Annotated in this window: 18 protein-coding genes and 1 pseudogene; 6 read left to right on the top strand and 13 right to left on the bottom strand. The window is 72.5% G+C overall.

Annotation, left to right across the window (positions count from 1 at the left end; all coding sequences use genetic code 11):
- Positions 1–18: 18 nt before the first annotated feature.
- Entirely contained in the window at positions 19–1,173 is a 1,155-nt protein-coding gene (locus tag I8920_RS02075; RefSeq protein ID WP_198657545.1) for a baeRF2 domain-containing protein, read from the bottom strand.
- 220 nt (positions 1,174–1,393) lie between these two features.
- Here I8920_RS02075 and I8920_RS02070 point away from each other — a divergent pair, with 220 nt between their 5' ends.
- From I8920_RS02070 to I8920_RS02055, 4 genes and pseudogenes are all read left to right on the top strand, one after another.
- Entirely contained in the window at positions 1,394–2,752 is a 1,359-nt protein-coding gene (locus I8920_RS02070) for an extracellular solute-binding protein (RefSeq protein ID WP_198657544.1), read from the top strand.
- Positions 2,749–3,699 (top strand): annotated as a pseudogene (locus tag I8920_RS02065) (carbohydrate ABC transporter permease); the annotation flags it as partial. The gene I8920_RS02070 and the pseudogene I8920_RS02065, both read left to right, overlap by 4 nt.
- Before the next feature lie 167 nt (positions 3,700–3,866).
- Positions 3,867–4,802, top strand: coding sequence for a carbohydrate ABC transporter permease (locus I8920_RS02060; protein WP_225557574.1), 936 nt, complete (start codon positions 3,867–3,869; stop codon positions 4,800–4,802).
- Positions 4,799–7,789: a glycoside hydrolase family 2 TIM barrel-domain containing protein gene (locus I8920_RS02055; RefSeq protein WP_198657542.1), complete on the top strand. Its 2,991-nt coding sequence runs from the start codon at positions 4,799–4,801 to the stop codon at positions 7,787–7,789. The genes I8920_RS02060 and I8920_RS02055 overlap by 4 nt, the downstream gene beginning before the upstream one ends.
- A gap of 150 nt (positions 7,790–7,939) precedes the next feature.
- On the opposite strand, the gene I8920_RS02050 is transcribed toward I8920_RS02055, so the two are convergent.
- Entirely contained in the window at positions 7,940–8,359 is a 420-nt protein-coding gene (locus I8920_RS02050; RefSeq protein WP_198657541.1) for a DUF3151 domain-containing protein, read from the bottom strand.
- 274 nt (positions 8,360–8,633) lie between these two features.
- Here I8920_RS02050 and I8920_RS02045 point away from each other — a divergent pair, with 274 nt between their 5' ends.
- Positions 8,634–10,217, top strand: a complete 1,584-nt coding sequence (locus I8920_RS02045; RefSeq protein WP_198657540.1) for an ABC-F family ATP-binding cassette domain-containing protein — start codon at positions 8,634–8,636, stop codon at positions 10,215–10,217.
- Positions 10,218–10,236: 19 nt separating this feature from the next.
- Here I8920_RS02045 and I8920_RS02040 read toward each other — a convergent pair whose 3' ends face one another.
- The 4 genes from I8920_RS02040 to I8920_RS02025 are packed head-to-tail and all read right to left on the bottom strand — an operon-like array spanning position 10,237 to position 13,022.
- Positions 10,237–10,932, bottom strand: coding sequence for an SDR family oxidoreductase (locus I8920_RS02040; RefSeq protein ID WP_198657539.1), 696 nt, complete (start codon positions 10,930–10,932; stop codon positions 10,237–10,239).
- A gap of 10 nt (positions 10,933–10,942) precedes the next feature.
- On the bottom strand, positions 10,943–11,434 hold the full coding sequence (locus I8920_RS02035; RefSeq protein WP_198657538.1) for a DedA family protein: 492 nt from the start codon (positions 11,432–11,434) through the stop codon (positions 10,943–10,945).
- A 36-nt stretch (positions 11,435–11,470) separates the two neighbouring features.
- Entirely contained in the window at positions 11,471–12,508 is a 1,038-nt protein-coding gene (locus tag I8920_RS02030; RefSeq protein ID WP_198657537.1) for a YihY/virulence factor BrkB family protein, read from the bottom strand.
- Positions 12,509–12,512: 4 nt separating this feature from the next.
- Complete coding sequence (locus I8920_RS02025; protein WP_198657536.1) at positions 12,513–13,022, bottom strand: hypothetical protein; 510 nt, start codon at positions 13,020–13,022, stop codon at positions 12,513–12,515.
- 63 nt (positions 13,023–13,085) lie between these two features.
- Here I8920_RS02025 and I8920_RS02020 point away from each other — a divergent pair, with 63 nt between their 5' ends.
- The gene (locus I8920_RS02020; RefSeq protein ID WP_198657535.1) at positions 13,086–13,826 is read left to right on the top strand and encodes an MBL fold metallo-hydrolase; all 741 of its coding nucleotides are present in this window, start codon (positions 13,086–13,088) and stop codon (positions 13,824–13,826) included.
- 158 nt (positions 13,827–13,984) lie between these two features.
- Here I8920_RS02020 and I8920_RS02015 read toward each other — a convergent pair whose 3' ends face one another.
- From I8920_RS02015 to I8920_RS01985, 7 genes are all read right to left on the bottom strand, one after another.
- The gene (locus I8920_RS02015; protein WP_198657534.1) at positions 13,985–15,028 is read right to left on the bottom strand and encodes a Gfo/Idh/MocA family protein; all 1,044 of its coding nucleotides are present in this window, start codon (positions 15,026–15,028) and stop codon (positions 13,985–13,987) included.
- Positions 15,029–15,257: 229 nt separating this feature from the next.
- The gene (locus I8920_RS02010) at positions 15,258–16,184 is read right to left on the bottom strand and encodes a prenyltransferase (RefSeq protein ID WP_198657533.1); all 927 of its coding nucleotides are present in this window, start codon (positions 16,182–16,184) and stop codon (positions 15,258–15,260) included.
- Complete coding sequence (locus tag I8920_RS02005) at positions 16,181–16,615, bottom strand: lycopene cyclase domain-containing protein (protein ID WP_198657532.1); 435 nt, start codon at positions 16,613–16,615, stop codon at positions 16,181–16,183. The genes I8920_RS02010 and I8920_RS02005 overlap by 4 nt, the downstream gene beginning before the upstream one ends.
- Complete coding sequence (locus I8920_RS02000) at positions 16,612–16,944, bottom strand: lycopene cyclase domain-containing protein (protein ID WP_198657531.1); 333 nt, start codon at positions 16,942–16,944, stop codon at positions 16,612–16,614. Before I8920_RS02000 ends, I8920_RS02005 begins: the two co-directional genes overlap by 4 nt.
- Positions 16,944–18,584, bottom strand: a complete 1,641-nt coding sequence (gene crtI / locus I8920_RS01995) for a phytoene desaturase family protein (RefSeq protein WP_198657530.1) — start codon at positions 18,582–18,584, stop codon at positions 16,944–16,946. Before crtI ends, I8920_RS02000 begins: the two co-directional genes overlap by 1 nt.
- Complete coding sequence (locus I8920_RS01990; protein ID WP_198657529.1) at positions 18,581–19,519, bottom strand: phytoene/squalene synthase family protein; 939 nt, start codon at positions 19,517–19,519, stop codon at positions 18,581–18,583. Before I8920_RS01990 ends, crtI begins: the two co-directional genes overlap by 4 nt.
- Positions 19,516–20,574, bottom strand: coding sequence for a polyprenyl synthetase family protein (locus tag I8920_RS01985; protein ID WP_232832788.1), 1,059 nt, complete (start codon positions 20,572–20,574; stop codon positions 19,516–19,518). The genes I8920_RS01990 and I8920_RS01985 overlap by 4 nt, the downstream gene beginning before the upstream one ends.
- Position 20,575: the final 1 nt, after the last annotated feature.

The raw sequence follows: 20,575 nt of genomic DNA, 5'->3' as shown, positions 1-20,575 counted from the left end.
GCGACGGCGTCCGGGGCGTCACGCGGGCACGGTCGGCCCGACCGGCCAGCGGAGCAGGGCGGCGGCCGGTGCGCCACCGGGCAGGGACGCCGCGTTCACGAGCACGAGGTCGGCGTCGGTCAGCACCGCGGCCCGCACGAGCGCGCACACCGCCGGCACCGCACCGATCACCGGGGTGCCCGCGGCCTGCTCGGGCGCGGTCGCCACCCACGGCGCACCCGCCAGGGCGAGCAGCGTGCGGTCCCCGACCGCCTGCGCGTCCACCGCCACCGTCGCGCCCTGGGCCTGCTGCAGGGCCTCGACCACGGACCCGATCCCGGTCACGACCTGGTTGTCGCCGCGGCCGGTGTGCGTGCGGAGCAGGTCCTCGAGGTCGTGCCGATGCGTCGCGACGACCCGGGCGAGCGCGGTCTCGACGTGCTCCACGAACGCCTGCTTCGACGCGGTGTCGGCCCGCGGGTCGCCGGGGAAGACCGAGACGAGCGCCTTCGCCTCGTTCGACAGCGACTTCACCAGGAGCTCACGGGCCGTGACGTCGCCGGCCACCACCACGAGTCCGGGCCGCAGGTCGCGGACGGCTGCGTCGAGGGCGCTCGCGACCTCGGACTGGTTCTGCTTCCAGATCTCCTCGGTGTGCTGCTGCCAGTGCGGCTGCTTCCAGCCGGTGCCGGCCTTGGCGTAGTGCAACGTGTCGTTGCGCCCCTCGACCTGCTGCTCGACGGCGACCGCGGCGTGCCCCAGTCGGTAGGCGCGGAACGCCCCGCCCTCCTTGCCGGCGTGCACGACCAGGAACGGCAGGTCGACCGGGCGGTGGGCGACGAGCGGCACCAGGTCCGGCACGGCACCGACGCCCACGGACTCCGGTCCGTGCAGGTGCCCGGGCAGGACCTCGCTCAGCACCACGACGTCGTCGTGCACCAGGACGTAGCGCGCGACCGGCGACGGGACGCCCGGCTCCTGCTCGAACTCGGCGGCGACCAGGTCGACGACCGCGTCGGACGCACCCTGCGCACGGAGGGTCTCCTCGATCCCGCGCAGTCGGAGTGCCGCCTGCCGTCGCGGGTCCTCGACGTTGCCGGAGACGTCGCCGTAGGCCCAGGCCCAGGTGCCTCCGCCCTCCAGTCGCTCCCCCAGGATCCGGTGCAGTTCGCTCGTCGCGTTGGTCGACGTCATGGCAGCTCCTCTCGGACGGGCCGGAGCCGACGAGCCCCGGCGCTCTCACGTGCGACCACACTCCACCCGCCCGACCGGGGCCGTCCACAGTCGCCAGCGAACACCCAGGCGGAGGGTTCCCGGCGACCCCACAGCAACGAGACGGTCACGAAACCACACCGTCGTTCGGTTCTGTGGTTGGGTGTGGGCAACCCCGATCAACGGCGAACGGAGTGCGGCAATGGCGCCACGACCACGACCCATCACGAGACGACACCTGTTGGGCTTCGGCCTCGGCACGGCGGCGGCGGGACTCCTCGCCGGCTGCGCCGTCCCGGGCTCGACCAACGTCAACAAGGCGGCCCTGGTGCCCGCGGCGGCCTCGGGCGAGACCGTCCAGCTCACCTACTGGGCCTGGTTGAAGGACCTGCAGAAGGTGTGCGACGTCTGGAACGAGACGCACCCGGACATCCAGGTCACCGCGAACTGGATCCCCGGCGGCAACAGCGGCGGCTACCAGAAGATGTACTCCGCGCTCGCGGCCGGCGGCGGCCCGGACATCGGGCAGGTCGAGCTCCGGCAGATCCCCGAGTTCATGCTCGCGAACGGCCTGGTCGACCTGGCCCGGTACGGCGCGAAGGACTTCGAGTCGAGGTACGACGAGGCCGCGTGGGCCCAGGTGTCGTTCGTCGACGGCATCTACGGCATCCCGCAGGACACCGGCCCGATGGGCTTCTACTACCAGACGGCGATCCTGGAGCAGGCCGGCGGCGAACCACCGACGACGTGGGACGAGTGGCGCGACCTGGCCGAGAAGGTCCGCGGCACCGGCAAGCAGAACTACCTCGAGGTGTTCCCGGTGGCCGACGCGTCGCCCTTCGCCGCGTACGCGCAGCAGGCGGGGGCGCGGTGGTTCAAGATCGACGGCGACCAGTGGGTCGTCGACATGACCGATGACAAGACGATGATGGTCGCCGACTTCTTCGACGGCGTCATCGACGAGAAGTTGGTCGACACGAGCGCCGGCGCGTACTCGCCCGGGTGGTACGCCGCGGCGGCCAGCGGCAGGATCGCGGCCGTCACGAGCGCGAGCTGGGGTGACGCCCTGATCCAGTCGGTGCAGGGCGGCGAGGGCAAGTGGAAGGTCGCCCCGATGCAGAAGTGGGGCGCCGACGGGTTCGGTTCGAGCGCGATCGGCGGTTCGACCGCTGCCGTGCTGGCGAACGCGAAGCACCCGAAGGAGGCGCTCGAGTTCATCACGTGGATGACCACGTCGAAGGAGGGCATCGACGCGATGATCGAGTACTGCGGCATCGGCTGGTCGCCGGCGGTCGACTACATCGGCGCCGCCCGCCAGCAGCCGTCCGAGTGGTTCTCCGGGCAGAACTACAACGAAGAGGTGTTCGTCCCCGCGGCGCAGGCGCAGAACGTCGAGTGGTCGTGGTCCCCCGTGACCCAGTCGGCGTTCACGAGCCTGCAGAACCAGTTCCGCCGCAAGCTCACCTCCGGCCTCAAGCTCAGCGACGCCGTGGAGCTCGCCCAGCGGGAGATCGTCCAGTCCTTCAAGGACAAGGGCCTCAGCGTCAGGACGGCACGATGACCCAGCAGACCACCACCAGGCAGTCCGCCGGCCGACCGGCCGCCGGCGCCCCCGCCTTCCGCACGAGCACGAAGGCCACGAGCGCCCAGAAGCGCGCCCCGTGGATCCTGCTCGCGCCGTTCCTGGCACTGTTCCTGCTGACGTTCGTCATCCCGATCATCAGCGCCCTGTTCCAGTCGTTCACGACCGTCGACCGCGAGGGACTGTTCGGCGAGGACGGCGTGGTCGGCCGGTTCGCCGGCTTCGACAACTACGTCATCGCCCTGCAGGACAGCGGCTTCGTCGCCTCGATCGGGCGGATGCTGCTCTTCGGCATCGTGCAGGTCCCGGTGATGATCATCGCCTGCACGATCCTGGCGCTGCTGCTCGAGTCGGCGAGCGCCCGGTGGCCGGGCTTCTTCCGCGCGATCTACTTCATGCCCTACGGCGTCCCCGGGGTCATCGCGACGATCCTCTGGTCGTTCCTGTACGTGCCGGGGCTGTCGCCGATCGTCGCGGGCCTGCAGTCGATCGGGTTGCAGCCGGACTTCCTCGGTGCGAACAGCGTGCTGTGGTCGATCGCGAACATCGTCACCTGGACCTACACCGGCTACAACATGCTCATCATCGTGGCGCAGCTGAAGTCGATCCCCGGCGAGGTCTACGAGGCCGCGAAGGTCGACGGCGCCAACGCGTTCCAGGTCGCCTGGCGCATCCAGATCCCGCTCATCGCCCCGGCCCTGGTGCTGACGACCGTGTTCTCGATCATCGGCACGCTGCAGCTCTTCGCGGAGCCGCAGATCCTGTCGACCGTGGCCCCGGCCATCGACACCGAGTACACGCCGAACTACGCCGCCTACACGAACGCGTTCGCGTTCAACGAGTACGGCGTCGCGAGCGCGCAGGCCGTCATCATCGCCCTGGCCGCGTTCATCCTGTCGTTCGCGTTCCTCGCGTTGACGAACCGACCGCCGAAGGACGAACGCGAGCGCCGCAAGCGCGCGAAGCGGGACGGTCTGGAGGCTCGCAACGCGCTCCGGACGCGCGCTGCGGCGGGCAGCACGGTCACCACCACGGCCGAGCCGGGCCTCCCGGCCAGGACCGGACTGCAGAACGGGACGAAGGGGACGGACGCATGACCAGCGAAGCCATCGAAGCGCCGGCCACGGCGAAGACCGCCGTCCCCGTCGACACCACGTCGATCACCGCGCACCAGCGTCGCAAACTCGACCGCTCGGGCAGGTCGCAGATCGTCGTGACGGGGATCCTCGTCATCGCCGCGCTGTACTTCCTCGTGCCGCTGTACTGGGTGGTCATCGCCGCCACGAAGACCACCGGTGCGCTGTTCTCGACGCCCGGCTTCTGGTTCGGCGGCGAGTTCGCGCTCTTCAGCAACATCCAGCAGGTGTTCTCGTACGACGGCGGCATCTTCGTCCGCTGGATCGCGAACAGCGTCCTGTACTCCGGGGTCGGAGCGGTGCTCGCCACCTACTTCGCCGCGGCCGGCGGGTACGCCCTGGCGAAGTACGAGTTCCGCGGTCGGCAGCTCGTGTTCGGGACGATCCTCGGCGGCGTGCTCGTGCCGGGCACCGCGACCGCGCTGCCGCTGTTCCTGCTGTTCTCGACGCTGGGGCTGACCGACACGTACTGGAGCGTGCTCATCCCGAGCCTCGTCTCGCCGTTCGGGCTGTTCCTCTGCCGGGTCTACGCCTCGGCCTCCGTCGACACCGCGCTGCTCGAACAGGCGCGCATCGACGGTGCCGGTGAGCTGCGGATCTTCCACACCATCGTGCTGCGGCAGATGACCCCGGCCCTTGTCACGGTGTTCCTGTTCCAGGTCGTCGGCATCTGGAACAACTTCTTCCTGCCGCTCATCATGCTGGCAGACCAGAAGCTGTACCCGATCACACTGGGACTCAACAACTGGCGTGCCCAGGTGGACCGGCTGCCGGAGTTCTACCAGCTCACCACCGGCGGGGTGCTCGTCTCGGTCATCCCGCTCGTCATCGCCATCATCGTCCTGCAGCGCTTCTGGCGCGGGGGCCTCACGGAAGGATCGGTCAAGGGTTGACCATCGCCGCACTCTCCTCCACCACCCCGGGTTCCGACACGCGGCTCGCGCCGCGGGCCTGGTTGCACACCGACGCCCCGGCCCTGTCGCTGAACGGGGAGTGGGACTTCCGGTGGTCGCCGGTCGCCGACGTCCCCCTCCCCGGGGCGGAGGCGGAGTGGGGCAGCATCCCCGTCCCGTCGCACTGGGTGCTGCACGGGCACGGTGCGCCGAGCTACACGAACCTGCAGTACCCGTTCCCGATCGATCCGCCGCACCCGCCGGAGGAGAACCCCACCGGCGACCACCGCCGCACCTTCTCGGTGCCGTCGTCGTTCGACGCCGCGGGGCGCGTGCTGCTGCGGTTCGACGGGGTCGAGTCGCACTTCCGGGTGTGGCTGAACGGCGAGCTCGTGGGCTGGTCGACCGGGTCGCGACTGGCGACCGAGTTCGACGTCACCTCGCTGCTCGTCGCGGGGACGAACGAACTGCTCGTCCGGGTGCACCAGTGGTCGGCGGCGTCCTACCTGGAGGACCAGGACCAGTGGTGGCTGCCCGGGATCTTCCGCGACGTCACCCTGCTCGCCCGTCCGACGGCGCCGATCGACGATGTGTTCGTGCGGGCCGGGTGGCGCGCGACCCTCGGCACCGCTGCGTCGGCGGGCACCGCGGCGTCGGGCCGCCCGGCGACGGGCACCGGCACGATCACGTTCCCGACGCTCGACGCGGCGTTCCCGGTGCGGTTCGCGGTGCCCGACCTGGGGGTCGACGTGACCTGGGCCTCGGCGGAGGACGTCGCGCCGATCGAGGTCGAGGGGGTCGAGCCGTGGAGCGCCGAGCTGCCGCGGCTGTACGACGCCACCCTGTCGTCCGAGGGCGAGACCGTCTCGCTCCGGCTCGGCTTCCGCACGGTGTCGATCGTCGGCGACCGGTTCCTGGTGAACGGTGAGCGCGTGGTGTTCCACGGCGTGAACCGGCACGAGACCCACCCCGTGCGCGGCCGGGTCTTCGACGAGGAACACGCGCGCGCCGACATGGCGCTCATGAAGCGGAACAACGTCAACGCCATCCGCACCTCGCACTACCCGCCGCACCCCCGCGTGCTCGACCTGGCCGACGAGCTCGGGTTCTGGGTGATCCTGGAGTGCGACCTCGAGACGCACGGGTTCATCTTCACCGGCTGGGTCGGCAACCCCTCCGACGACCCGGCGTGGGCCGAGGCCTACGTCGACCGCATGGCCCGGACCGTCGAGCGCGACAAGAACCACGCGTCGATCGTGATGTGGTCGCTCGGCAACGAGTCCGGCACCGGGCGGAACCTGGCGGCGATGTCGCAATGGGTGCACGACCGCGACCCGGAGCGTCCCGTGCACTACGAGGGCGACTACACGGGCGAGTACACCGACGTGTACTCCCGGATGTACCCGACGCTGCAGGAGACCGAGTCGATCGGCGGCGGCACGCCCACGCCCCTGCTGGGCTGCGGTCCCGCCGAGGCCGCACGACAGCGGTCGAAGCCGTTCATCCACTGCGAGTACGTGCACGCGATGGGCAACGGCCCCGGGCAGATCGCCGAGTACGAGGCCCTGGTGGACCGGTACCCGCGCCTGCACGGCGGGTTCGTGTGGGAGTGGCGGGACCACGGCCTGCTGGCGACGACGCCCGCCGGCGAGGACTACTACGCGTACGGCGGCGACTTCGGCGAGGTCGTGCACGACGGCAACTTCGTGATGGACGGCCTGGTGCTGCCCGACGACACCCCGACGCCGGGGCTCGCCGAGTTCGCGGCCGTGGTGGCACCGATCCGCCTGGCGGTGTCCGACACCACGATCCTGGTCGAGAACCGGTACCACTCGGCCTCGACCGCCGGCCTGCGGCTGTGCTGGACCCTGTCGCGGAACGGCGTGGTCGAGTCCGCGGGGCGGCTGTCCACGGGCATCGTCGCCGCACGTGAGTCGGCGACGGTCCCGGTGCCCGCCGAGGTGCTCGACGCGGCCACGTCGGAGCTCGCCCCCGGCGACGAGCTCTGGTTCGACCTGACCGTGGAACTGGCGGGCCCGACCGTGTGGGCCGACACCGGCCACGTCGTCGCACGCACCCAGCGGCTCGTCGCGAGCCGCGCGGCGGACGCACCACGGGCCTCCCGGCAGACCTGGGACGGTGACCAGCTCGGTGACGGGACCTTCAGCGCGCGGGGTGACCTGGTGTCCTGGAAGGGCCACGAGGTCGCGGGGCCGCGCCTGGAACTCTGGCGCGCGCCGACCGACAACGACCGACTGGCCTCGCAGGGCGGCTACGAGACGGCGGACCCGGTGCTCACGCACGGGGTCGGCGACCCGGACGCTCCCCCGTCGGCGACGCGCTGGCGCGACCGGGGGCTGGACCGCCTGACGCACCGGCTGGTGTCGGTGACCCGCACCGCGTCCGGCCTGGAGCAGCGCGTGCGCGTGGCGGCGGCGAACAGCGGGTGGGGCCTCGAGGTCACGCACCGCTGGACCCTGACGACCGACGGGCTGCAGCTGCAGACGGACGCCGTGCCGTTCGGCGCGTGGGACGCGACCTGGCCGCGGATCGGGGTGCGGTTCGACCTGCCCGCGTCGCTGGCCGATGCGGAGGCGACCTGGTTCGGCACGGGGCCGCTCGAGTCGTACGCCGACTCGTCGCACGCCGCCCGGGTGGGCCGGTTCACCGCGCCGGTGCGGTCGCTCGGTGTGGAGTACTCGCGGCCGCAGGAGACCGGGCACCGACCTGCGCTGCGGTCGCTGTCGGTCGGGCCGTTCACGGTGTCGACCGTCGGGGCGCACCGTGCCGGGTTCACCCTGTCGCCGTGGACCGCGCAGCAGGTCGACCGGGCCGAGCACCCGTACGAGTTGCCGGTGTCGGACCACCTGTACCTGTACCTCGACGCGGCGCAGCACGGGCTCGGGTCACGCGCGTGCGGGCTCGACGTGCTGCCGGAGCACCAGCTGTGGCCGCAGGCGTTCTCGTGGAGCGTGCTGCTGGGGTAGGGGCGGGGGCGCGGGGGCGCGGGCCGGCCCCGCGTGCTGCGCCCCGCTGCGGTCGTCGCGCCCCGTCTCTCCGGGGCGCGACGACCGTGATAGGGCGCGCTGCGCGCGCGCCGGGTTCCGCCGCGCGCGCTGCGCCCGGGCGCCCGCGCGCTACGCGCCCAGGGCCCGCAGCGCCTCGGGGTCGCTCGCGTTCAGGAACTCGGTCAGGCGCTCCGGCTCGCCGGGCTCGTCGATCGCCTCGGCCGCGCGGCGCAGGGCGAACAGCGCGCGCAGCACACCGCGGTTCGGCTCGTGCGACCACGGCACCGGACCGGCACCGCGCCACCCCGCCTTGCGCAGGGCGTCGAGCCCCCGGTGGTACCCGACGCGGGCGTACGCGTAGGACTCCAGGCTCGCGCCGCGCTCCCACGCCTCGTCGGCGAGCAGCGCCCACGCCAGGCTCGACGACGGGTGCGACACCACCACGCTGGCGACGGGGGCGTCCGCGGCGAGCGCGGCGGTCACCTCCGGTTCGGCGGGCAGCAGGGTCTCGGGGTTCGACGACGGGGTCGGCAACAGGTTCTCCGGCATGCCCCCAGCCTGTCATCCCTTGCGGGTGCGTGCGTGCGGGATTACCGTGGGTGCCACCTCGTCGTCATCGCGAGGCCCCCGGGGCGGGAGACCGACCGGCGGCTCGGATGGCGGTCACGGGGGTCCCCGACGGAAGCAGACGGATTGCTGTCGATCACCGGTACCGCTCAGCCCATGCGCTGACACCGTGATCGCGCGCCCCGTCGGGCGCTCCTCGCCCGCTCGGGTGGGCTCGGTGTCGTGCGCCCAGCACCGACACCGGGGAGACACCTCCATGCCCACCAGTCCGTCCGTCGTCCTGCACGACGTCACCTTCGCCTGGCCCGACGGCACCGTCGCGCTCGACCACCTGTCCGCCGCCTTCGGGCGCGGTCGCACCGGCCTGGTCGGGAGGAACGGGGCCGGCAAGTCCACGCTGGTCCGGCTCGCGACCGGCCGGCTCCACCCCACGTCGGGCACCATCGCGACGTCGGGTCCCGTCGACCACCTGCCACAGCGGCTGTCGCCGCCGTCGACCCCGGGCCAGGCTGCCACGGTGGCGGACCTGCTCGGCGTCCGCCCCACGCTCACCGCGCTGCGTGCCGTCCTCGCCGGCGACGCCGACCCCGCGCAGCTCGACGCGGTCGGTGACGACTGGGACCTCGAGGAGCGTGCCGCCGCGGTGCTCGAACGCGTCGGACTCGACGGCAGCGACCTCGACCGGCCGCTGTCGACGCTGTCCGGCGGGCAGGGCGTGCTCGTCGCCGTCGCCGGGGTCCGGCTGCGCGGTCGGCCGATCGCGTTCCTGGACGAACCGACGAACAACCTGGACCGACGGGCCCGCGGGCTGCTCCTCGACGTCGTCGACGACTGGCGCGGGACGCTCGTGGTGGTGAGTCACGACCGTGAGCTGCTCGAGCACGTCGACGAGACCGTGGAGCTCCGCGCCGGTTCGATGACCGTGTTCGGTGGCACGTTCAGTGCGTTCCAGGACCACCTGGCCGTGCAGCAGGCCGCCGTCGAACGCGAGGTGCGGGTCGCCGAGCAGCGGCACCGTGCCGAGAAGCGGCAGCGCATCGAGGCGGAGACGAAGATCGCCCGCCGCGCGAAGGCCGGTGCCGAGGCCGGCCGGTCGATGCCGAAGATCCTGGCCAACGAACAGCGGAAGAAAGCGCAGGAGACCGCCGGACGCCTCCGGGTCGCGCACGGTTCTGCCGAGCAGCAGGCACTCGCGACCGTGCGCGCGGCCGAGCTCCGTCTGCGCGACGACGAGTCGATCCACGTCGCCCTGCCCGACCCCGAGGTGCCGGCATCGCGCCGCATCGCCACCATCACCCTGCGCGGACGCGGGACGATCGTGCAGGGGCCGGAGCGGATCGCGGTCACGGGGGACAACGGCGTCGGGAAGTCCACCCTGCTCGAGCAGCTCGTCGGCGACCCCGCGGCCCGTGCGCACCCGCTGCCGGACACCACCGCCGTCGCGCACGTCGACCGGATCGCGTACCTGCCGCAGCAGAAGGACACCCTCGACGACACCGCGACCGTGCTCGACAACGTGCGCCGGGACGCCCCGCACGTCCCCGTCGCCGAGGTGCGGAACCGACTCGCGAGGTTCCTGGTGCGTGGCGACACCGTCGACCGGCGGGCGGGCGACCTGTCCGGCGGGGAGCGGTTCCGCGTGGCGCTCGCGACCCTGGTGCTCGCCGACCCGCCGCCGCAGCTGCTCGTGCTCGACGAACCGACGAACGACCTCGACCTGACGAGCGTCGACCAGCTCGTCGACGCCCTGCGCGCCTACCGCGGAGCGCTCGTCGTGGTCAGCCACGACGAGACGTTCCTGGACCGGCTCGACCTCGACGAGCGGATCGAGCTGCGGTAGCGCGGCGCCGGCGAGGTCCTCAGCGCCGTCGGGTCGGTCGGATCGCGAGCGACTCGACGGTGCCGCGCTCCGGCAGGTCGACGACGGTGCGGACCGCGGCGGCCACGTCCTCCGGCGCCAGGTAGTAGTCGGTGTCGTAGGACTCCCCGAGCTTCGCCACGAGCTGCCGCTGCATGTCCGAGTCGGTGCGGCCCGGGTGCACGCTCGACACCCGGACGCCGTTCGCCCGTTCCTCCTCACGCAGGGCGTCGGCGAAGGCCCGCAGCGCGAACTTCGACGCGGCGTACACGCCACCGCCGGGGCCGGAGTGGAAGCCGGAGCCGCTGTTGATCGGCACGACGATGCCCCGGGCGGCCCGGAGCGCCGGCAGCGCCACCCGGGTGAGCTCGGCGACCGCGAACACGTTCGTCGCGAAGACCTGCTCCCACACGGCGCGCGGGGTCTCGGCGACGGTCGTCCCCTGCTCGACGCCGGCGGAGTGCACGAGCACGTCGAGCCGCTCCGGCAGCGGCGGGAGGTCACCCGCACCGAGGTCGCCGACGAAGGGCGCCGCGCTCGGCAGCTCCGCGACCAGGGCGTCCACGGCGCTGGCGGAGCGCCCGCCCACGAGCACGTGGTGGGTGCGGCCGAGGTCGGCGGCGATCGCGCGGCCGATGCCGCGGGTGGCTCCGGTCACCAGGGCGACCGGACGGTTCTGGAGCGGTTCTGTCGTCACGCGGGCCAGCCTACGGAAGCCGGGCCGGGCCTCCTGAGCGGTTGCGACGTCTGTGGACGACCGTCAGGGCGACGGCGGCGGTGACCACCAGTCCCCCGAGCGCCGCGATGCCCCACGGCGACCCGGCCAGCGCCGCGACCACGGCCCAGAACACCGCTAGCCCGACGGTCGCGTACAGGAGCGCCCACGCGACGCAGCCCGGCACCATGGCGACCGTGTACCGCCACCAGGCGATCCGGGCCAGACCCGCCGCGGCGTTCATCACCGTCTGCAGGCCGACCACGACGAAGCTCACCGTGACGACCGGGAGTCCCCAGCGCTCGAGCAACGCCGAGCCTCGGCGGACGGCGGGCGACCGCAGCCACCCGCCCCACCGCGACCGCGAGGCGCCCGTGACCGCGAGCCGTGCGACCCAGTACGTGGCCTGTGCACGGCAGAACACGATCGCGAAGAGCGCGAGGACGAGCCACCGGAACGGGAGCCCCTCGAGGAAGGACGGCACGGCGGAACCGTAACGCCCCCGCCCGGGAGGGCCCCGTCAGTCCTTCGTGCGGCCGGCGCTCTCGCGGATCTTGATCCCCTCGAGGACGTCCTTGGCGTGCTGCTCGTCCTGCTTCTCGATCTGGCGGGTGTCGCGCTCGGGCAGCTGGATGTCCTCCTCCGCCCTGATGCCGGCCTGCAACTGGCGGCCGCGCTCGAGCTCGGCGTCGAACTCGGCGCCGAAGAGCAGCGCGTTGTTCGTGATCCAGATCCACAGCAGGAAGACGATGACCCCACCGAGGGAGCCGTACGTCGCGTTGTAGTTCGAGAAGTTGCCGACGTAGAACCCGAACCCGACGCTCGCGACGATCCAGATGACGATCGCCAGGACCGCGCCGCCGCTGACCCACTTGAACTTCGACTGCCGCACGTTCGGCGACCAGTAGTACAGGATCGCGACGACGGCGATCATGACGACGAGCAGGATCGGCCACTGCACGATGGACACGACCAGGGCCGCGGCGTCGCCGAGTCCGATCACGTCGCCGAAGCTCCGCGCCAGTGGGCCGGAGACGAGCACGAGCAGCCCGAGGACGAGCAGCACGACGGTCGCGACGGTGACGCCGAGCATGGTCGGGCGGAGCTTCCAGATCGGACGACCCTCGCGGACGTTGTAGATGCGGTTCATCGCGCGGCCGAAGGCGCCGACGTATCCGGAGGCCGACCAGAGGGCACCGAGCACACCGACGATGAACGTGATCGGGGCGGCCGGCGAGCGGACGAGCCGCTCGACCGGGTCGCGCAGGAGGTCGGCCACCTGCCCGCCACCGACGTTCGTCACGACGTCGAGCAGGGTGTCGATGGTGTCCTTCGGGTTCGACACCAGGCCGAGGATCGAGACGACCGCCAGCAGCCCGGGGAAGAGCGCGAGGACGGTGTAGTACGTCAGGCTCGCGGCGAGGTCGGTGCACTGGTCACCGGTGAACTCGCGCAGCGTCTTCTTGAGCGTGTACGTGAACGACGGCTTCGTCAGGTCGGTCGGGCTGTCCGGCTTGCGGGGGTCGTCGGGTGCGGGCTTCTGCGCGTCGCGTGCCATCGGTCTAGCCCTTCACCCTCGCGGCCGCCTTGGCGCGCTTCGCTGCCTTCTTGCGGTTCTTCGTCGCCTGGCGCTGCACCGCGGCGATGCCGATTCGCTGCTTGTTGCGCAGCTTGTGCGCGGGGTCGCCTTCGAGCGCCTCCTCGGCCGCCTTGCTCCGAGCCTTCCGACCCTTCCGGTCCGAGCGGGTCTGGTCGAGGTCGAGTCCACCACGTGCGCCGAACGGCAGCAGGGCGGTGAACGCCGACGATGCCGGCGGCTGGGCCAGGTGTCCCGCCGGGCTCCGGCCGATGCGCGCGCCGAGGATGATCGCGGCCAGGCCGGTCGCGGCCGTCACGCCCATCGCAACGAGGGGCGTCGGGTCGCGGTGCCACCGCTGGCGTGCCTTCGCGACGGCGAGCCGGGTGCGGGCGGGCACGTCCGAGCGGCGTCGGATCTCGGAGACGCTGTCCGTCAGGCGTTCGCGCGTGCGCACGTTCGCGAGTTCGAGCTCGGGGATGCTGTCCATCGGCATGCTCTCTGCCTACCAGTCCGGGGCCGCGGGGGTGCTCAGCCAGTCGCGGCTAGCGTGCGCGTCATGCTCTTCCGGGACGTCGCCGAGGGGATCCACCGCCTCGAGATCGCACACACCAACACCTACCTCGTCGAGACGGGCGACCGCCTGCTCGTGGTCGACGCAGGGTTGCCCGCCGTCTGGCCGCACCTGCTGCTCGCCGTGCACGACCTCGGGTACACACCCGACCGGGTCGAGGGGCTCCTGCTCACCCACGGGCACTTCGACCACGTCGGCACCGCGGCGCGGATGCACCGGGAGTGGGGCACCCCGGTGTACGTGCACCCGGGCGACCGGCACCTCGCCGAGCACCCGTACTCGTACCGGCCGCAGACGAACCGGTTCGGCTTCGTGACGCTGCACCCCGGCGGCCTCGGGCCGCTCGGCCGCATGCTGCTGGCCGGTGCCGCCACCGTCGAGGGCATCGCCGACACGCAGCCGCTCGAGTCCCGAGCAGAGGTCCCGGGCTCCCCGTGGATCATCGAGACACCGGGACACACCGACGGGCACGTTGCGCTGCACTTCGCCGACCGCGACGCCGTGATCGCGGGCGACGCGCTCGTCACCTTCGACCCGTACACGGGCGGCATGGGACCGCGCATCGTGGCCCCTGCCGCGACCGCCGACGTCGACACCGCGGTCGCGTCGCTCGACCGGCTGGCGGACACCGAGGCCGAGCACGTGCTGCCGGGCCACGGCCCGGCGTGGTCGCTCGGCGCGCGGCGGGCCGTCGCGCAGGCGCGTCGGGCGGCCGGAGCCGCCTGACGCAGCGACCTGCTCGCGGGTCCACGGGCTCGGCGACACCTCACGGGCGCTCCGACGCGTGGGCTGTCGGTGAGCGCGAACCGTCACCGGCGCAGTGGGCGCGACCACCGACGGCCGGGAGGCGCGGTGCGGGCCCGCCCCGCGCCTCCAGGCCGCGGTCAGGACGGGACGACGACGTCCTCGGGCAGACCGGACGCGGCCGAGCGGGTGGCCGCCTCCATGAGCGCGAGGCTCCGCAGGTTGTCGCGGCCGCTCGTCGCCGGGGCCGGGCCGCCCTCGACGGAACGCGCGAACGCCTGCAGCCCGCCCTGCCGGTCGGTGTGCTCGAGCACGGGCAGCTCGACCGGCACGGCGTCGTCGTCCTGCGTGCTGCGCACGGTGACCCGGTCGCCCTCGACCGCGTTCGGCGCACCGCTGCGGCTCGTGAACCAGACCTCGCCGTCCTCGCCCTGGATGCTCCACTCGCCGGCCCAGGCCGTGCGCGGGGCGCGGCTCAGCCAGCTGCCGCGGTAGCTCACCACGGTGCCGCCGTCGAGTTCGATGATCATCGACGCGACCGCTTCGTCCTGGTACTTGCTGTGGGCGGGGTAGCTGGCCTTGGCGAAGACCCGGACGGCCTCCTGCCCGGTGATCATCCGCAGCAGGTCGAAGTGGTGGATCGCCATGTCGTTGATCATCGCGTGCGGGAACCGGTAGTGCGGGTACGTCTCGGCGGGCTGGTCGTTGTCCCACTGCCGGAAGTCGACGGTGATCGCGGAGAGCTCGCCGACCGTGCCCGATGCCAGCAGGTCCTGCACGACCCGGGGCGCCGGGTACCAGCGGTAGTTCTGACTGACCTGCAGCACGAGGCCGAGTTCCTCGGCACGGCGGACCGCGGTGACGGCCTCGTCCGTGGTGTTCGCGAACGGCTTCTCGACCAGCACGTGCTTGCCGGCGTCCAGGGCCTCGAGCGCGAGCGGCACGTGCGTGACGGCGGGGGCGGTGATGACGACGGCGTCGGCCTCGACCCCGGCGAGGGCCTCGGTCAGCGACGAGAACGCGGCAGACCCGGGCAGGTCGAGGTCCTTCCGGACGGCCTCCAGCGTCGCCGGGACCGGGTCGACGAGCCCGACCACCTCCACTTCGGAGACCTCTGGGATGGCGGTGCGGGCCCAGTTGCCGCCCCACCCTCCGAGACCGACGTGGATGATCCGGACCGTCATGCGTGCACTCCTTCGTGGCTGGTGTCGCACCACGGGCGCCGCGGTGCGTCCGTCCAGTCTGTCAGGCGGGGGCGGTGCGGGGCGCGGACGGCACGCGCCCCATCGCGCCCCGGGCGTTCGCGCCCGGCCACGGGCATCGCGCCCCGGAGAGTCGGGGCGCGATGCCCGCCGCGGGGCGCGGACGGCGCATGCCGCGAGTCACGCGACCGGCGCCGCGACGCCTCCCGCCTCAGTGCGTGAAGGTGTACGTGATGAGGGCCATCGTCACGATGAACCCCGCCAGGTAGTTGATCCAGAGGAACCGCTTCCACCCGGCGTTCGCGGCCTCGGCACCGTCGTCGGTCACGTTCCACCACGGCAGCACGTTGAGCGCGTACGGCACCACGACGACCGCGGCGATCGGCCCCGGGAACGCCGAGAACAGCAGCGCGACCCCGGCGACCAGGTACGCGACGAAGGCCAGGCGCACCGTGGCGCGCGCACCGATCACGGTGGCGACCGAGCCGATGCCCCCGGCCCGGTCGGCCAGGACGTCCTGCACCGCGCCGAACGCGTGCGAGGCCACGCCCCATAGGAAGAACGCGACGCACACCGCGACGAGCTGACCCGTCCAGTGCGGTCCGGCCAGCGCCAGCCCGTAGACCGCGGGCGAGACGAAGTGCGTCGACGAGGTCAGCGAGTCGAGGAACGGCTTCTCCTTGAAGCGCAGCCCCGGCGCCGAGTACGCGATGACCGCGAAGACGCTGATCGCCAGGACGAGCCACGACCACGGACCGTTGCCGGACACCGCCCCGAGCACCACGAGGGCGACGAGGAACGGCACGTTCGTGACGACGACGGCCCACAGCGTCGTGCGGTGCACGCTCTTGTCGAGCAGCGCTCCCTCGACCCCGCCCTTGCGCGGGTTCCGCAGGTCGGACTCGTAGTCGAAGACGTCGTTGATGCCGTACATCGCCAGGTTGTAGGGCACCAGGAAGTACACGACGCCGACCAGGAACGCGACGAGCGAGAACTCACCACCGCCGTCGACCCCCACCCCGCTGCCGAGCAGGTACGCGGCACCGAACGGGTACGCGGTGTTCACCCAGCTGATCGGTCGCGACGACACGAACAGGGCGCGCGCGGTCGACGGCCTGGAGGCGGTGCTGGCGTTCACTTCGGGTCCTCCGCTGGTGCTGTGGTCGGGTCGGGCGCGGGGCGCGCGCCGGACCGGTCGCGTGCGCCCGTCCGGCCGTGTCCGCCGGTCCGGTCGAACAGGACCCAGAGGCTGGGCAGCAGCACGATGGCGGACACCGCGTAGGCGAGGTCCTCGACCGGGATCGCCCCGATCTTCGCACCGCTGATGAGTGCGGGGTCGTAGGCGACGATGCGCAGCGTGACGATGACGTTGTCGAACACGACCGTCATCAGCAGGAGCGCGACGCCGGCGATCACCGACGTCAGCACCGCGACGCGACGCCCGTTCGCCGGTGCCCGCCCGGCCGCGCGTGCCCGCCGGGCCGCGACGATCCCGGCGACGACCGCGACGACCGCGGTGACAGCGAAGAACGGCACGGCGAGGAGCGCGTAGGCGCCGGAGCCGTTCACGACCGCCGCCGTCCGGCCGAGCGCGCGACGAGGGGCCGCACGAACCCGACCAGGTCCATCGTCGAGTAGCAGAGCAGCAGCAGGAAGAAGAGTTCCTCGAGCGGGACCTCCGGCGCGAGCAGCACGCCGGTCAGCAGGTTCTGCGGCCCGATGAAGAAGATCCCGGCGGCCACCCCGGCGACGTCCCACACCAGGAAGAACGCGACGCCGACCACCGTCACGGCCGCGGCCCGCCACGGTGCCCGCCAGAAGAACAGCCGGAAGCGCGCGTCGAGCACGGTCATGCCGACCAGCGACACCACGAGGCCGGCGAGGTAGAGCCCGGGCATCAGGCCTGCTCGGCCCGGTCCCGCGGAGCACGCAGCGGCGTCGGCAGCGGTTCGGTGCTGGTGTCGCCGTGGATCCGCTTGAGCAGGACCTCGGCACTGATCAGGCACATGGGCAGTCCGATGCCGGGGATCGTCGAGGCACCGACGTAGTACAGCCCCTCGACCTTCTTCGACGCGTTCTTCTCGCGGAAGAACGCGCTCTGCCGCAGGGTGTGCGCCGGCCCGAGCATGGAGCCGTTCCAGGCGTTGAGGTCGTCGGCGAAGTCCCGGGGTCCGATGGTCCGGCGCACACGGATCCGGTCGCGCAGGTCCGGCACACCGGCCCGCTCCGCGACGACGTCGATGGCACGGTCGGCGATCTGCTCGACCAGTGCGTCGCCGGCACCGTCGATGCCGCCCTTGCCGATCGACAGGTCGGCGGGCAGGGGCACCAGGACGAACAGGTTGCTCGACCCCTCGGGCGCGACGGTCGGGTCGGTCTCCGAGGGGGCGCACACGTAGATCGAGGCGGGGTCCGGCACGTGCCGGTCCTTGCCGAAGATCGCGCCGAAGTTCGCCTTCCAGTCGGCGGTGAAGACCAACGTGTGGTGCAGCAGCCCGGGCGTCGGACCGTCGATGCCGAGGTACACGAGCACGGCGCTCGGCCCCGGGTCGCGCCGCTTCCAGTGGTCGGCGCCGTGCGTGCGGTGCTCGGGCGCCAGGAGCTGCATCTCGGTGTGCTGCAGGTCGGCGGCGCTCACGACGAGGTCGGCCGGCACGGTGTGCTGCACCCCGTCGCGGTCGCGGTGCACGACGCCCGTGGCGACGCCGTCCTCGACGAGGATCCGCTCGACCGTCGCACCCGAGGTGATCGTCACGCCCTCGGCACGTGCCACCCGCTCGACGGCGGAGATCACCTCGGTCAGGCCGCCCTTGGGGTAGAGCACCCCGTCGGCCAGGTCCAGGTGGCTCATCAGGTGGTACATGCTCGGCGCGGCGTACGGGCTCGTGCCGAGGAAGACCGCCGGGTACCCGAGGACCTGCCACAGGCGACGGTCCCGCACCGCCGACGCGGCACGCGAGGACAGCGGCTGCAGCAGGAGCCGTGCGAGCTTGGGCAGGCGTCGGAGCACGTCCGGGGCGGCGAGCTTCGTGAGGTCCTGGAACGTCGTGTACAGGAACCGGCGGATGGCCATCGCGTAGGTGTCCTCGGCCGAGGCGAGGTATGTCCGCATCCGGGCACCGGCGCCGGGCTCGACGGACTCGAACAGGGCGATGTTGGCCTCGCGGTCGGCCCGCAGGTCGATGGGCTCGTCGTGGCCCTCGCTGTAGACGCGGTAGCCCGGGTCGAGCCGGACCAGGTCGAGCTCGGCGTCGGCGGAGGTGCCGAGCAGCTGGAAGAAGTGGTCGAAGACCTCGGGCATGAGGTACCACGAGGGGCCGGTGTCGAACCGGAACCCGTCGCGCTCCCAGGAGCCGGCGCGGCCGCCGAGCTGGGTGCGCTGCTCGAGCACGGTCACCGAGAAGCCGTCGCGCGCGAGCAGCGCGGCGGCGGCGAGGCCGCTGATGCCGCCGCCGATGACGACGGCACGGCGCGCGGGGACCGCGCGCCGGGTGGTGGGGGCGACCGTCTCGGGTCGGGAGGCGCGGGGCGGGGTCATGACGGGCCTCCCGGCCGGTGGGTGGTGGCGCGCGACCGGAGCGGTGCGCGTCCGGCGAGGACCTGCGCAGCGAGGCGGGCCTTCACGGTGTTGGGGACGCGCACGCGCGTCGTCACCAGGCGGCTCGCCGGTGTGCGCGCGAGCCGGTCGTTGAGTTCCTGGAACAGGGCGTGGGCGAGACCGACCGCGTTGCGGGCGTCGGCCGGCAGGAGCCGGATCGTCCGCGCCGCGTGGTCGAGGTCGGCCTGCACGTCGGCGACCAGGCGGTCCTTCGTGGCCTCGTCGAACGAGCGGATGTCGACGCCCGGGAAGTACGAGCGACCGAGCACCTCGAAGTCGGCGTGCAGGTCGCGCAGGAAGTTCACCTTCTGGAAGGCCGCACCGAGCGCGCGCGCCCCGGCGACGAGTTCGGCCTGGTCGAACGTCGGCCGGCCGGCGCGGTACACGAAGGCGCGCAGGCACATGAGCCCGACGACCTCGGCCGAGCCGTACACGTACGCGTCGAACGAGGCGTCGTCGTGCTCCGTCCGCTCCAGGTCCATCCGCATCGAGGCGAAGAACGGCCGCGTGAGCTCCGGACCGAAGCCGGTGACGCGGGCGCTGCGGGCGAAGGCGTGCACGACCGGGTTCACCGAGAAGCCGAGCGCGATCGCCCGCTCGGTGTCGGCCTCGAGTTCGTCGAGCACGGTGCGGGCGAGCTCGCGGTCGAGACCGGCCTCGGTGGCGGGACCGTCGACGACCTCGTCCGCCACCCGGACCAGGGCGTACACGTTCCGGATGTGCTCGCGGGTGTCGCGCGTGAGCAGGCGGCTCGCGAGCCCGAACGAGGTGGAGTAGCGGTCGATGACGACGCCGGAAGCAGCCTCGGCCGTGGCGTCGTAGAGCTGCAGGCGCCCCGGGCGGGACCCGGGCGCCGTGGTGGTGCTGTGGGTCACCGAGCGCGCTCCACGAGTTCGGTCACGAGGGCCTCCAGGTGGTCGGCGAGGTGGTACGGCAGCCGGGCGAGTTCGGCCCGGGCCAGGGCGGTGTGCTCGGCGACCCGCGCTTCGGCTGCTGCGCGGGCACCGCAGGTCACCAGGGTCGCACGGACCTCGTCGGCCCGGGCCTCGGTCAGGTCCGGGTCGCCCAGGTACGGCTCGAGGTCGGGCCAGCAGTCGGTGGTCGCCGCGTAGGCGATGAGCATGGTGCGCTTGCCCTCGCGGAGGTCGCCGAGGACGCTCTTGCCGGTCATCGTCTCGTCGCCGAACACCCCGAGCAGGTCGTCGACGATCTGGTACGCGATGCCGATCTCGCGGCCGAAGGCACCGAGCGCGGCGACGACGTCCTCGTCGGCGCCCGCGAGCACGGCACCGGACTGCAGCGGCGCCTCGAACGAGTACACGCTCGTCTTCGCCCGCTCCATCGCCAGGACCTCGTCGACCGTCGGCATGACCCCGAGGGCCAGGTCGACGTCGGTCATCTCGCCGGCGGCACTGGCGAACACGGCCTCGTCGAGCAGTTCGAGCAGCCGCTGCCGTCGGTCGCCGTCGACGCCGGACGCCTCGATGAAGCGCGGGGCACCGGCGAGCGCGAGGTCGCCGGCGATCACGGCCGCGCTCATCCCGCGGTGCTCGGCGGTGGGCAGCGGGAGCCCGCCGGTCGTCCCGGTGTCACGGAAGGACCCGGCGACGTTCGGCTGTCCCCGCCGTGACCAGTCGCGGTCGATGACGTCGTCGTGCACCACGAGCGCCGTGTGCAGCAGCTCGTAGGCAGCAGCGACGTTCGCCGCGGCGTGCACGTCGGAGCCGCCCATGCCGGCGTAGGCCGTCAGGACCATGCGCGGTCGGAAGCGCTTGCCGCCCATGCTCGCCTTGCGGAGCACCCGCCAGAGTTCCTCGGAGGGTCGGCCGTACCGCTCGGCGCGGGCCGACGACACGGCGAAGAAGCGCTCGAGGCAGTCATCGACGAGCGCGAGGTCGATGTGCGGCACAGTGGTCGCTTCCTCGCTCATT

This window comes from Curtobacterium sp. YC1 (genome assembly GCF_016267665.1).
GTDB lineage: Bacteria > Actinomycetota > Actinomycetes > Actinomycetales > Microbacteriaceae > Curtobacterium.
Note: the sequence above shows the minus strand (reverse complement) of the source record. Positions and strands in the feature narration are given on the sequence as shown.

Excerpts from the sequence above, each read along its gene's own strand:
- I8920_RS02075 (WP_198657545.1), bottom strand. The coding sequence starts at position 1,173 with ATGACGTCGACCAACGCGACGAGCGAACTGCACCGGATCCTGGGGGAG.
- I8920_RS02070 (WP_198657544.1), top strand. The coding sequence starts at position 1,394 with ATGGCGCCACGACCACGACCCATCACGAGACGACACCTGTTGGGCTTC.
- I8920_RS02060 (WP_225557574.1), top strand. The coding sequence starts at position 3,867 with ATGACCAGCGAAGCCATCGAAGCGCCGGCCACGGCGAAGACCGCCGTC.
- I8920_RS02050 (WP_198657541.1), bottom strand. The coding sequence starts at position 8,359 with ATGCCGGAGAACCTGTTGCCGACCCCGTCGTCGAACCCCGAGACCCTG.
- I8920_RS02045 (WP_198657540.1), top strand. The coding sequence starts at position 8,634 with ATGCCCACCAGTCCGTCCGTCGTCCTGCACGACGTCACCTTCGCCTGG.
- I8920_RS02030 (WP_198657537.1), bottom strand. The coding sequence starts at position 12,508 with ATGGCACGCGACGCGCAGAAGCCCGCACCCGACGACCCCCGCAAGCCG.
- I8920_RS02025 (WP_198657536.1), bottom strand. The coding sequence starts at position 13,022 with ATGCCGATGGACAGCATCCCCGAGCTCGAACTCGCGAACGTGCGCACG.
- I8920_RS02020 (WP_198657535.1), top strand. The coding sequence starts at position 13,086 with ATGCTCTTCCGGGACGTCGCCGAGGGGATCCACCGCCTCGAGATCGCA.
- I8920_RS02015 (WP_198657534.1), bottom strand. The coding sequence starts at position 15,028 with ATGACGGTCCGGATCATCCACGTCGGTCTCGGAGGGTGGGGCGGCAAC.
- I8920_RS02000 (WP_198657531.1), bottom strand. The coding sequence starts at position 16,944 with ATGCCCGGGCTCTACCTCGCCGGCCTCGTGGTGTCGCTGGTCGGCATG.
- crtI (WP_198657530.1), bottom strand. The coding sequence starts at position 18,584 with ATGACCCCGCCCCGCGCCTCCCGACCCGAGACGGTCGCCCCCACCACC.
- I8920_RS01985 (WP_232832788.1), bottom strand. The coding sequence starts at position 20,574 with ATGAGCGAGGAAGCGACCACTGTGCCGCACATCGACCTCGCGCTCGTC.